This is a genomic window from Methanosarcina sp. 2.H.A.1B.4 (genome assembly GCF_000979385.1).
In the GTDB taxonomy this organism is placed as follows: Archaea; Halobacteriota; Methanosarcinia; order Methanosarcinales; family Methanosarcinaceae; genus Methanosarcina.
Window position 1 is genome coordinate 40,542 of the sequence record NZ_JJOV01000011.1, and the last position, 12,847, is coordinate 53,388.

General features: G+C 45.3%; 11 protein-coding genes. 6 read left to right on the forward strand and 5 right to left on the reverse strand.

Annotated features, from left to right (window positions below):
• Positions 1-226 precede the first annotated feature (226 nt).
• The 5 genes from EO92_RS17410 (at position 227) to EO92_RS02380 (ending at position 5,443) form a co-directional block, all read left to right on the forward strand.
• A complete protein-coding gene (locus EO92_RS17410; protein WP_156161356.1) occupies positions 227-364 on the forward strand; it encodes a hypothetical protein in 138 nt (45 codons plus the stop codon).
• A gap of 707 nt (positions 365-1,071) precedes the next feature.
• Positions 1,072-2,460 (forward strand): tripartite tricarboxylate transporter permease, encoded by a 1,389-nt coding sequence (locus EO92_RS02365; protein ID WP_048163510.1) that lies wholly within the window; start codon positions 1,072-1,074, stop codon positions 2,458-2,460.
• Between the two features lie 442 nt (positions 2,461-2,902).
• Positions 2,903-3,406 (forward strand): PASTA domain-containing protein, encoded by a 504-nt coding sequence (locus EO92_RS02370; protein WP_048163511.1) that lies wholly within the window; start codon positions 2,903-2,905, stop codon positions 3,404-3,406.
• A 24-nt stretch (positions 3,407-3,430) separates the two neighbouring features.
• Positions 3,431-4,669, forward strand: coding sequence for a tetratricopeptide repeat protein (locus EO92_RS02375; protein ID WP_048163513.1), 1,239 nt, complete (start codon positions 3,431-3,433; stop codon positions 4,667-4,669).
• Positions 4,670-4,867: 198 nt separating this feature from the next.
• Positions 4,868-5,443: a tetratricopeptide repeat protein gene (locus EO92_RS02380; RefSeq protein WP_048132342.1), complete on the forward strand. Its 576-nt coding sequence runs from the start codon at positions 4,868-4,870 to the stop codon at positions 5,441-5,443.
• 138 nt (positions 5,444-5,581) lie between these two features.
• On the opposite strand, the gene EO92_RS02385 is transcribed toward EO92_RS02380, so the two are convergent.
• From EO92_RS02385 to EO92_RS02400, 3 genes are all read right to left on the reverse strand, one after another.
• Entirely contained in the window at positions 5,582-6,370 is a 789-nt protein-coding gene (locus EO92_RS02385; RefSeq protein ID WP_082107690.1) for an AAA family ATPase, read from the reverse strand.
• 149 nt (positions 6,371-6,519) lie between these two features.
• Positions 6,520-7,992, reverse strand: coding sequence for an asparagine synthetase B (locus tag EO92_RS02390; RefSeq protein ID WP_048169034.1), 1,473 nt, complete (start codon positions 7,990-7,992; stop codon positions 6,520-6,522).
• Between the two features lie 644 nt (positions 7,993-8,636).
• Positions 8,637-9,476: a tetratricopeptide repeat protein gene (locus EO92_RS02400; protein ID WP_048169036.1), complete on the reverse strand. Its 840-nt coding sequence runs from the start codon at positions 9,474-9,476 to the stop codon at positions 8,637-8,639.
• 266 nt (positions 9,477-9,742) lie between these two features.
• Between EO92_RS02400 and EO92_RS02405 the strand changes: the two genes are divergently transcribed.
• On the forward strand, positions 9,743-10,375 hold the full coding sequence (locus EO92_RS02405) for a flavodoxin family protein (protein WP_082107919.1): 633 nt from the start codon (positions 9,743-9,745) through the stop codon (positions 10,373-10,375).
• Positions 10,376-10,587: 212 nt separating this feature from the next.
• On the opposite strand, the gene mtaA is transcribed toward EO92_RS02405, so the two are convergent.
• Both mtaA and EO92_RS02415 read right to left on the reverse strand, forming a co-directional pair.
• Positions 10,588-11,622 (reverse strand): methylcobamide:CoM methyltransferase MtaA, encoded by a 1,035-nt coding sequence (mtaA, locus tag EO92_RS02410; RefSeq protein ID WP_048169009.1) that lies wholly within the window; start codon positions 11,620-11,622, stop codon positions 10,588-10,590.
• 298 nt (positions 11,623-11,920) lie between these two features.
• Positions 11,921-12,841, reverse strand: coding sequence for a glycine betaine ABC transporter substrate-binding protein (locus tag EO92_RS02415; RefSeq protein WP_200896724.1), 921 nt, complete (start codon positions 12,839-12,841; stop codon positions 11,921-11,923).
• Positions 12,842-12,847 lie beyond the last annotated feature (6 nt).

A 12,847-nucleotide genomic window follows, 5' to 3' on the forward strand; every position in this document is an offset into this window, starting at 1 on the left:
GAAGAGGCATAATCAACTGGGAAGGGGAAGTGACAAAAAAGAGAAACTGCCTGGGAGAGGTAGTGATATTATAGAGGATCATCCAGGCAGGGGAGAGTCAGGAGAGGCAGAGGTAATCAGAGAGGGAGATAAAAGAAAATAAAAAGAAGACTGACCTAAAGGTGTAAAGATTGAAAGAAAGAAGCAGTTAGAAAACAGAGTGAGATAGTTTAGAAAACAGGGTGAAGTGAGAGGTAAAAATAGTTTTGGAGAGGGATTTGCCTCTCACTTCTCCGTTGCTTCTGATATCTGCGGGGGCCGGTTGAGGAATGGCGAACCCCATCCGGCTTCCGGCTGTGAAACCTCTCCCGGTGTCGGCGACTGAGGAATGGCAAAAAACCTCGATCGTCACCTCATACGGGCAGGGTTCCGGGTTGCGCATAACAGGATTGAGGAATGGCGAACCTCATTTGTCCTGATCTGCTGTTTTTTGCTAAATGCTCTCATGAACCCCATTCAATATTAGCATTTAGAACTACATGTTATAGTATAACTGTTAGATATAAAACATAAGTGGAAATGATTTTTCTTTTTCTTTGATGTAATAAAGCACCTTCAAAATTTTCAAGTGGCTGATCGCATCGGTAAACTAAAATTGTTTGCGCTGGCAAATCCTATTATTTATATCTTCCGCCGGAGAGCCATCCGTCCAGTAAAAGGGCATTATTATAAAGGAAACCTATTTATAAAATTAAATCCAAAATTTCTGATCTTAAATTGAAATTTTGATCAAGTTTACTTAAGTTATTTTTTCGGTTTCTTCTTTCATCTCTTTCTTATGTTCTATGTTTCTCATTCTCTGTTCAATCTCTTTCTATTTATTAGTTCTGTTCTCTTACAATTTATTTATTCTGATTTCTTCGCGGTATGAATATGTATATCAGTTTCAAATAAACCGTTTCAGACTTTAAATATACATTCTCTGAAACAAAATATATTCCGTAGCAAGATTAAGTATTAATAGTAAGTGTATAAACTCTTCTAAGAAGTTGATTGGATTTTAAAGAGATTATTTTCTGGGGTGCCTGCTGAGTGGAAGAAGTTTCTTTATTCTTGCTCCTTTGTTCTGTTCTTGCAGGCTATCTGCTTGGCATATTTTCAGGGCTTTTGCCTGGCATACATACAAATAATTTTGCACTTGCGCTTGTAGCTCTTGCGCCTTTTCTGGCTGAGAAAGGAATTGCCCCTTTTTACATTGCCCTTATAATCCTCTCAAACGCTGTCTCACATACGTTTCATGACATTATCCCGTCTGTGTTTTTAGGAGCACCTGACGGAGACACAGCGCTTGCAGTCCTCCCGGGACACAGGCTTTTACTTGAAGGCGCAGGTGCAGAAGCGGTACGTCTCTCTGCCCTCGGAAGTGCAGGCTCGGTGGTTGCATCCATGCTCTTTGTATTGCCTTTTTCTCTTTTCTTCGGAGCTATTTACCCTTACCTGCAAGAGTATATGGCATGGGTTCTGCTCACGATTGTATTTATCATGCTTGCGAGCGAGAAAGGCGAGGAAGTAGAGGGGCAGGGTCCACTTGCAAAATACAGGTCCAAAGCTTTTGCCCTCTTCCTGTTTTTGATCACAGGAGCTCTTGGGCTTTTTGCATTTTCCAGAGAAAGCCTGCTGGTTCCCTTCATAAGCCTTGGGCAGGCATCCGTGCTCCTCCCTCTCCTCAGCGGACTTTTCGGGGCATCCCAGCTCATTATAAGCCTTCTCACAAGCTCCGAGATTCCCAAAGAATCCGTCTCAAGATTTGAACTTTCTCGAAAAAGGATCCTGAGAGGAGTATTTACTGGCAGCACTGCAGGTTCCCTTGTAGCCTGGCTGCCCGGAGTTTCTTCTGCTATTGCTGCCCTTCTGGCAGGGCTCTTTGTAAGGTCTGACTTCGACAGAAGGTCCATAAATAAAGAAACTTCCGAACCTGTGCCCGGAGGACAAAAATCCTCTCTTTTTTCCGACCCCTATGCAGATCGCCAAACTCTTGAAAGCTCAAAGGAGTTCATTGTCTCGGTTTCCGGAGTAAATACTTCAAATGCTATTTTCGGGCTGGTAGCCCTCCTGGTTATAGGAAAGACCCGAAGCGGTGCAATGGCTGCTGTGAATGAAATCCTGGGTATCGGGTCACTTGGTTTTCAGGTAATACTGCTCTTTTTTACCGCTATCCTCCTTACCTCCCTGTTTTCGTATTTTTCCACAGTCTGGATAGGGAATAACGCCCACCATATGCTTCAAAAACTTGACTACACAAAACTCTGTGCCGGTGTCCTTGCAGGGCTTGCAATAACGGTCTTTCTTTTTACAGGGTTTTTCGGGCTCTTCCTCTTTGTAATTTCTACCCCCATAGGCATGCTCCCGTCTTTTATGAAAGTAAGGAAATCCCATGCAATGGGCGTTATTTTATTGCCTGTAATCCTTTACTTCTTTTAAGATATCCGTGTTCTCTTAATTGTATTACCAATAAGTTCGGACATTGTTTCTTACCTGGCAGCAGACCGGCCACAACCTGTGTGGCAGAAGAAGAGAAAGCCGGATGATCCGTTTTCTGGACCGGGTTGTTTCCGTATAAATCATTCAGGGTATGGCTGACTCATGCGGTGAAATTGACGAACTTCCTTAAAATTCTCGCTCATGTGTAAAATATAAAACTTAAAATGTATTGGGTTGAAATTGTAAAGAGAATAAAACAAATGGGTTAAGTACTAATTGAAGCGTAGAACGTGAAAAAGAGAATATAGAACCGCAGAAAGTGGAAAAGTCGAAAGCAAACAGCTAAATATCAATAATAAACCACAGTTGAAAACTGATTGAAAACTGAAGACCAATTCGCATTTACTATAAAAATAACAAATTTAAAGGGGTTTACAGCACTATGGATGCACAACTTGAAAAGCGTTTAGTGGAGCTCAGAGCAGAATATGAATCCGGGCAGAAAATCCTCACAGATATTGATTTAAAGCTTACAGAACTCGAAAACAGGAAGAACACCCTGGGCGAAACCCTTCTCAAAATCAGTGGAGCAATCGACTTGCTTGAAGAAGTGCTCGGAGAAAGCGAAGGTGCGCAGGGACCGGAAATAAAAACCAGTCCCGGAACTTTTACAGGAAATGTGGAGGTTCCCAATGTTATAAGGCAGCCCCTTGAAAACGCCAGAAAAACTCTGGAAGAGGCAGGGCTTTCAGCAGGAGAGGTCGTTGAAAAGAAAGAGGTTTTACCTATAGGAATTATGGCAGGGGAAGTGCTCAGGCAGGAACCACAACCAGGGACAAAACTGCCACCAGGATCAGCCGTAAAGCTGGTTGTTGCATCTAAAGGTAAGTCTTTGCCCTCCCTTGACAGAAAATCGGTATGCAGCTATATTTCCGACAACGATTAAGAAAAGGGTAAGAAGGGCTTTAAGATGGAAGTTAATCCCTCCAGAACAGAGAATTATCTGAGCGAACTCAGAGAACATTCCAGAGCAGCGATTTCAGCTTTCAACACCCTTGAGCGTTCAGAAAGTCTCTTATCCTTGAGACTCTGTCTGCAGAAGTTTTTGAAGGAAGCAGAAGACATCTCAAAGGTCCTCTGGAGCAGCAATAATAAAAAGATCAGGAAATATCTGAGATCAGTACTTTATATTAAAAACGATTCTCCCTTTTACCCTGCGGCCTTCTCAGGACTGGAAACAGTGTTTAAAGAAATGGAACGTACACTGGAAGGTAAAAGAATAGAAGGGGACAGTAAAAGAATAGAAGGAGAAAGTAAAAGAATAGAAGGAAATTTCCTGGAAGAAAAACCCAGCCAGCAGGAGCCAGCGGTTTTTTCATACGATCCCGGAACAAAAACCTTGACGGTTGAGGAAAAAAAGTACGAACTCCTCCCCCTTTTTCTGGCTGTAAGGGACCTTTATGCTTCCCTCCCTTTCTTCGACGAACTTCAGGCCTGTACTGAGATGCTTGAAAAGGACTCTCAGAACGCCACAGCGCTCTTTCAGAAAGCCATACTGCTCTATAAGGCAAGAAGGTTTGAAGCTGCCCTGCAGCTTACAGAGCAGGTGCTTGAAATAGTCCCTGATGACTTCAGGGTCTGGTACAACAGGGGGGTAATCCTCTCGGAAATGGGGCGGCTTGAAGAAGCAATAGGTGCTTATGACATGGTAATTGAGCTTGAACCGGCTTTTGAAATTGCATGGGACAATAAAGGAGTTATTCTTGCCAGGCTTGGCAGACTTGAAGAAGCGCTTGAAGGCTACGAAAAAGTGCTCAAGAGAAAACCCGAATATGCCGAAGCCTGGGCAGGAAAAGGCTCAATCCTTTCTGCACTTGACCGGAAAGAAGAAGCCCTTGAAGCATACAGTTCAGCCCTCAAAATCAGGCCTGATTACCTGGAAGCCCTGAAATGTATCAGCAGCCTGTTTTCCAGGCTGGGCAGGTTTGAGGAGGCTCTGGCAGCATACGATACGGCTCTTCAGTCTACCCCGGAAGATCCCGGCCTCTGGGCAGGCAGGGGACTTGTCCTTTTAGAAATGAACAAACAAGAAGAAGCCCTGAAAAGCTGCAACAGAGCCCTCGAATTGAAACCGGGCTTTGTTCCTGCTCTTGAAATCAAGATCGAAATCCTTTCGAGAATCAGCCGGCAAAAAGCCAGTGACTCTTGATAACTTTTTTCTGCATAAACTTATGTCTTGCTTTGTATCCAGTAAAATTCGAATCAGAAAAGGTATATCTCATTGAAAACGAAAGTGCTCAATACCAGTTTAACCCTGATTCCATACATAAGATGGAAAAAATAAGGATGGGACATGATTCCGAAAGGGGCCCGAATAAATCTTAATCTGAAAACGGAGGATTCCGAAATGGCAGAGGAAAAAAATACCACCGAAAGCGCTAAGATGAAGCAAAAGGAGCTGGAAGCGGCAGGAAAAACCGAAGAAACCGAGGACCCCAGGCAGCTCCTTATCACAGCAGGCAAAGTTGAGAATTATGAAGACAAACTCAGGCTCTATGATCAAGCCTTAAATCTGGACCCTATGTACCTTGATGCCTGGCTCCAGAAAGGTTTTGTCCTGGATAGGATAGGGAGGTCTGAGGAAGCTCTGACCTGTTACAATAGGGCTCTTGAAATCGATCCCGATCACCTGGGAATAAAGTGCCTCAAGGGTTTTGCCTACAATAACTTGAAGGATTTTGAAAAAGCCATAGAGTGTTATGACGAAGTCCTTAAGGTCAACTCCGAAGATGTTTTTTCCTGGTACCAGAAAGGCTCGGTCCTGGAAAATCTTGGAAGATACGGAGAGGCTATGAAATCTTATGAAAGAGCTCTGGAAATAGACCCTACTGATGTCCTTATCAGGGAGAAACAGATGAGGCTTCTGGGGCTTATTTATAAAAAAGGAACTCTAACAGATTCCCCGGACAGCAATTTTAACTGAGCCTGAAAAATATAAAAAAATTGCATGAAAAAATTTGAGAAAATTAGGAAAAATTTGAGAAAATTAGGAAAAATTTGAGAAAATTAGGAAAATTAGGAAAATTGGGTAAAAAAAGTGTAGAGGGCTGTTTTTCAGCCTTTACTTTTTACTTGCCTCGTCTTCCTTCCTTATCTCTTCAACGGTTTCCATTAGTTTTTCTTTGATTTTCACTATGGCATTAACAGCTTCGCCGCCTGCTTCAATCGGAGCCCTTTTTTCCAGATCAGCCTGCATTAACTGCTGGTCAAAGGGAATTTCCCCCAGTACCGGGATGCCCAGCTCTTCAAGCCTGGAGTTGACTTTTCCGGCGCCTCCTTTGTTAATTACGGCAGCAATATGTTTTATCCCGATCTCGGAAGAGAGTTTTTTTATCCGTTCGGCTGTTTCAAGGGACCTGGCTCCCGGCTCCACCACTACAATCATAAGGTCCATCCCGCGCGTGGTGCCTCTTCCCAGGTGCTCGATTCCGGCTTCCATATCCAGGATAACTGCACTCTTTTCCTTAAGCATCAGGTGCCTGAGGAGAGCCCTGAGGAAAGCTGATGCCGGACACATGCACCCGCTTCCTCCCTTATCCACAGTACCCATAACAAGCATCCTGACTCCATCAGGCCCTATTACTCCGTATTTGCCTGCAATGTCGTCCACTTTCGGGTTATAGATAAAAGCCCCGCCTTCGGTACCTGCCCTTTCCTGGATAAGGTCTTTGAAATCAGTGAGGGGCTTTGGGGGGTTTTCTATCCCCAGGGAAGATGCCAGGTTCATATCCGGGTCTGCATCTATTGCCAGGACTTCGTATCCGTCCCTTGCAAACAGTCTTGCCAGAGTACCTGAGAGAGTAGTTTTTCCAACGCCGCCTTTTCCGGTAATTGCTATTTTTATTTTAATTCCCCCTGAAACTTTGGTTCTAAATGAAACTTTGGTTCTAAATGAAACTTTGGTTCTAAATGAAACTTTGATTCTAAATGAAACTTAATAAGATTATAAATCAAACGTAATAATTTTCTATTCGGATATAACCATCAAACTGTTTATACTTACTCATTTATACCGGCTTTTTCCGAAGCAATTTGCATGAGGTATTTTTCTATATGATTCCCCTGCTTTTTAGAAAAACCCGAATCCCTGGCAAGCCAGTCGAGTACCTTCTGTACTCCTGTCCCGTACTGCATTGCTTTTTTCTCTTTCCAGAGAACTTCCGGAGAGACCAGGCCTTCTGCCGCCTTCCTGAGAATATATTTTCGTGTATAGAGGCCATCTTTTTTCAGGACCTTAAGTTCCGGACTTATTGCAAGCCCTGTTTTAATTACTTCTTTATCCAGGAAGGGGACCCTGAGTTCCACGGAATTTGCCATTGTAACCATATCATCTCTTTCAAGGTTGATTGTTGAGATGCTTTCAAGGTCAGAGTAGATCTCCCTGTCAAGTACATCAGGGCCCTGCTCGAGAAACCCTTCATGCCTCCTGTACCCTCCAAAGAGCTCATCTGCACCCTGCCCGGTCAGAAGGACCCGTTTCCCATCTTCTCTTGCAGTTTTTGCAACTATGTAAAGAGGAAGCCCTATTGCAACCGTCATCGGATCAGTGGATCCGGTTGCATAAATTACCTGAGAGACTGCAGCTTCTATTTCTTCGGGCGAAAGGAAATGAACTTTCAGGTTTCTCTTCATGCCGATAGCCTCAGCTGCGCTCTCTGCCTGGGCAACGTCATGGGAATCCGGAAGCCCAACCGCATAAAGAGATATATCAGGATCAATGCGCTTTGCAAGGGCTGCTAAGAAGGTGCTGTCGATTCCTCCTGAAAATGCAATTCCAGCAGTTGGAGTAAGCCTGAGTTCCACAGCCTTTTCAAGGGCTGCCTTCAGGTGAAATAAAGCCTCTTTTTCGGCGTGGATCCTCTTTTCAGGCGATTTTGTCTTCAGGTATCCTTCCGGGGTTTTTTCTGAGATTTTCCCGTTTTCGATATTGAAACCCAGAATCCCTCCCTGAGGAAAGGGCCTTGCTTTTCTGCCAATACAGGTAAGGGCTTTTTTTTCGGAGGCAAAGGCTATTTCTGGCTTTTCTGCCTCTTTTCCAGAGCAGTAAAAGAGAGGCTTTACTCCCGACGGGTCCCTGGCAAGTACAAGTTCTCCTCCGCAGGCATATGCAAGGGAATAGTCCCCATTTACTTTAGAAAGTGCGGAAAAGACAGCGTTAATCGGCGTGCTCCCCTCCTTTACCCCTGTTTCTATAAGTGAAAAAAGCAGTTCGGTATCAGAATCGGTTTTTAGCCCTATTTCAGCTGCAAGCTCACGAAAATTGAATATCTCCCCATTGAGTACGAGAGCTCCTATCCCTGTGAGGGGCTGGGGCATATCCCCTGTTATTTTAAGCAGGGTATTTCCTATGCTCAGGTCTCCCGCCGTATAGATTCCACAGGCATCAGGCCCCCTGTGCCCCAGGGCTGCAAGCATTTTCTTTACATCTATATTACTATCAGGGGTTCCGAACAAACCTGCTATTCCGCACATGATTACACCTTTTTTTCTGTCATTTCTATCCGGTATACACGAGCGCAGCCCTGTATTTATTATTTTGCCATCCAGGCAGTGCATCACCATACAGTCTAAGACGGGACGCTGCCCGGAAAGCAGATAGGTCCGGAAAAATGTACTGACAATGCAGATTAAAAATACTGATCAAAAAATACTGATCAAAAAATATGGTGGTCCCTGATTAATTGGTTGATCTATTCCGGAATCCGGGAGAGAATTTTTCAGTATTCTCTTCCTGCGCTGCACGAGACCCGGGCCGGCCTGCCAGGTTAGAAAAAACAATCGAAAAACCGGTGCCGCAATTAAGAAAGGCATTATGTTGAAAAAATCCCACGGTCTGAGAGAATACTTTCCTTTCCCCCGGAAACCACTTTTCAATTCACAGTACATATAAGCGCCTCAGTCAGCTTGCCTGATGGTCAGTCAAAAATAGAAGAAAAAATTGCTTTTATTTCCGCGGTTTTGCCATAAAAAGAAACCTCCACCGGAAAGGAAGCTTTATTCTTCCTGAAAAAAGAAATCCGTGCTTACAGAATGATGCGGAAAAACTCTGCTAACAGATAACCCGGAAAAAAGGAAGCTATGTTTTCCGGGATAACAGTTCTCCCTCCTTCCCAGGCTCACGTAATATTTTTTTCACAGAACTCTTTTCCCTGTTTTGCAGCTTCGTTTCCGGGGCTTAACTTAAGGGTCCGCGCATAGCATTTGTAAGCTTCCTTATATTCCCCGATCTCGCAGAGGAGTCCACCGCCCCGGAAAAGGGAGTTCAGGTGATCAGGATCGCTTTCGAGAGCGTGTTTGTAGGCGTCCAGGGCTTTTTCTCTTTCCCCCAGTTCCGTAAACAAATTGCCTTTCCAGTACCAGGTCTCAGCATTGTCAGGCCTCATGATGGGAGCCTTGTTTCGGGAAAAGAAACTGAACCTTGGAAGTTTGCATGCCCAATCAGAAGCTTTTTTGGGTTCGGCTGCCAGGGCTTTATCGAAGGTCTCCAGGGCTTTTTCCAGGAGCCCCATCCTGAAATAAACAACTCCCTTGCTGGTCAGGATTTTGGGGGATGCAGGGTCAAGGGAAAGCGCTTTTTCAAAGGATTCAAGAGCTTCTTCATTCCTGCCGAGGGCAGAGAGCACAAAACCCCTGTTGGACCATTCGGTCGGGCTGTCTGGTTTTACTTCCAGGAGAGTATCAACAATCTCAAGAGCTTCTTCATATTTTCCGAGCTTGAAAAGAGACATTCCGCAACAGGACCGAACCTCCATAACCTTGTCAAGGAACTCTTGTCCACTGTCCTCCTTCCCTTTTTCAAAAAGCAGGTCTGCCATTTTATTCCAGGCATCAGCAGCTTTCCCATAAACAGCAAGAGCCTCTTCATATTTGCCCATCTGGAAAAAGACCCTGGCTTTGCCGTAGCTCTCCTCGGCGAATCTGTCAAGGTCTCTGAGTGTGTTTGCCATTTTTGCCATTTTTTGCCTCATCCATAAGTATTAGAATCACCGGAGTTAGGATTCGTAACTGAAACTGCATTATCCGGAATTTGCATTCAAAATTCGTTTTTTAAACCTGATAATTGTCCAGATAAATATCTGGAGTTTTATAATAAATAATGTTCTGAGATTTAATCAGGTTCATTAATCCTGACTTGAACTTCTACTCAGTTTCTACAACAGGATGGGACTTCATTCTGGAACCTATTTAACCTGCCAGCCCCGATATAATATGGGGAAATAAGGTGAATGAGATCAAAATTATCGGAGTTGGAGGAAGCCCCCGGAAAGGAGGGAATACCGACATCCTGCTTGACAGCTTTTTGAAAGGAGCGGAATCGGCAGGAGCTGAAACGAAAAAAGTCCTGTTAAGGGAATATTCGATCGAACCCTGCATCGGCTGCGAAGCGTGCAGGAAAGCCGGGACCTGTATAAAGTTCCACGACGGAATGGGATTCCTTTATCCCGAGATCGAAGCCGCAAAAGGCCTTATCCTCGGCTCTCCCACTTACAACTACAACGTAACCGCCCAGATGAAAGCCTTCATCGACCGGCTCTACCCTTACTACAATTTCACGAACGACCTCCCCAGGCGGTATTCAAGCAGGCTTGCCGGGCAGGGGAGAAAGGCGATTGTTTTTTCAGTCTGCGAGCAGCTGGAAATCGAAGAAATGGGTTTTACGCTCGGAGCACTCGGAATGCCCCTTGAAGCCCTGGGTTATGAGGTCGTGGAAAAATTTCCGGTGACCGGGTATTTCCATAGGGGAGCGGTTTCTAGAGATGAAGAACTTGTAAGGAAAACGTTTGAAGCGGGTAAAAAACTGGCAGAGGCTCTTCTCCGGGCCGGTGGAGTGGGAAATCTTCCGGAAAAAGGTTGATTTTTGATTTCCGGCCTCAAAGCCGGCGGCTTTTTCTATAAAGTATACCGGGATACCTAAAATATGCATCCGAATAACTGAAAAAATATAGTTAGGTGACTAAAAAGGGCATCCGGATGACTGGTGAGATATATTGAAGTGACTAAAAAGGGCATCCGAATAACTGAAAACATATATTGAGATAACTAAAAAGGGCATCCGGATGATTGAACTCATCGGTTTCTCCCGCAAAACTCATTTCTTGCTTCCACCAGAGCCTTCAGGTTCCGAAGTGGGGTTTCCGGGGCAAGCCCGCAGCCCGGAGCAAGGACATCCACCCCGCTTCCCAGGCACTCAAAAGCTTCTCTCTTTACATCTTCCGGCTTTCCGGCAAATAGGGTCCGAGACGTTGAAACGCTACCGATTACCACAACACCGGATTCATGGGCTATATGCACGGCGCTTTTCAGGTCCTTTATGCCTTCCTCAAGGCTGAGCCCGTCAAACCCGCACTCTGCCATGTCTGCAATTATGGGATCTGCAGCTCCGCAGATGTGAAGCACACTTTTTCCGCTCCCGAGAGCTTTCGGGATCCTGCTCATGCCCGGTTTTATCAGGTCTCTGAAAGCATCCGGGGAAATCATGACCGGGGAGGAGACTGCATCTGCGATAACTACCACATCGGCTCCTCTTTTCAGGCATTCCCTGCCGTACACAATGCAGGCATCTGTGCAGAGTTCGACAAGCCTTTTCACAATATGAGGCTTATTTATAGTCCATTTCAGGAAGCGGGTGATTCCGCAAAGGGAGCTAGCAAGGTCTGCAGGGCCTTCCATCCCTACAATGAGGGGAAGGTTTGAGCCGGCTTTTTCCCTGAGGATTTCAGTAGCTTTCAGGACAACCGGGATCCTGCCCCTTTCCAGAAGGTCTTCAGGCAGTTTCGGAACTGCGGGAGAAAATTCCATAGGGCCCTTAAGCACAGCCGGGGTCCTGGCTTTCGTGCCTGGGTCAATTGTGCAACCCAGAGCTTCTGCGAGCACAACTACGTCAAAGGGATACCTGAGAGTTTCAAAAGAGGCATTTACGTACTGGGAAAAGGCAAGCAATGCCATCTTTTCAGGCTGGCTGTCCGCCTCGGGCCTGGCTGCCCCGCTCATGTCCATAAGCTCGAGTACAGGCGCGGTTGTGAAGGTGCCAACCGGTATCTGAGCGGGAGTTTTGCCTTCGAGGGTTCTGAGCATCTCTGTCCTGAAGTTCGGTTTTTCCATAAAAGTGACCCCGGATTCGTGTCTTTTGCTTTTTCTGAAGCTATTAACTGTGCTGCTATTCTATTGTAATGATACTGTGCAATGATACTGTGCAATGATACTGTGCAATGATACGGTATCATTATACTATACTGCTAATATACCATATTATACTGCTACTGTACGGCGGCTGTGACCTGTAGCTATTCGAACAAACCACCCTGGAAAAGGATGAAAATAAAACAAAATAAAGATCGAAAGAAAAGACAGACAATGAAAAATTAGGCGAAAAAAGATAAATGGAAAATGGAAGAGAAATTTACTCTTCTCCGATCCATCCGTTAACTGTTTCCGTGTTGTTTCCAACCCAATTTGCTGCGGCTTCTTCAGGGGTCATGCCGTTTTCAATGTCCACCATGACAGCCTGGATATCTTCATGGGTCCACTGGAAGCGAGTAAGGATGCCGTAGAGGTTGGGCTTTTCTTCTTTGAGCCCGAGCCTTGCCAGGGTTTCAACGTGGTCAGCATCGCCGTAAACGCCTTTAGGGTCATCAAGGTACTTGAGGTCCCAGCGGTTAAAAGCCCAGTGGGGAGACCAGAGGGTCACAGCTACCCATTCTTCGGAGTCAATGGCTTTTTTCAAGGAGGCGGTCATCGCAGCACTGCTGCCTGAAACAAGCTCCATATCAAGGTCATACTCGGAAATTGCGTTTTCGGATACCTGCATGATGCCTGCTCCGGGATCAATGCCGATGATCTTACCGTCAAATTTGTCCTTTTCGGAGTTGAGCTCTTCAATGGAGTCTATAGTTACATAGGAAGGCACAACAAGCCCTATCTTGCAGTCTTCGAGGTTTGTCTGGACAGAGTCGAGCTGGTCTCCGTAAGTTTCCCAGTAATTCTGGTGGGTATAGGGAAGCCAGGCAGATGTGGTAAAATCAAACTGCCCGTCAGCGAGCCCCTGGTAAAGGGGACCTACATCAACTGCAATGATTTCCACGTCTTCATACCCTGCCTGTTCGAGCACCTGCTGCATCACATTGGTACTTGCAATCTCACCGTCCCATAAGACATATCCTATTTTCACAGGTTCACTTAACTCTGATACCTCTGTTCCTTCTACAGCTTCATCTCCTTGTTCTGCACAGCCTGCCGCAAAAAGGGTAAGCCCTATGATCAGAACAATTGTAAAAATCGATCCGATCTTTTTTCCTTCAGGGTTTAGTTTTATACTGGTCAAAATATC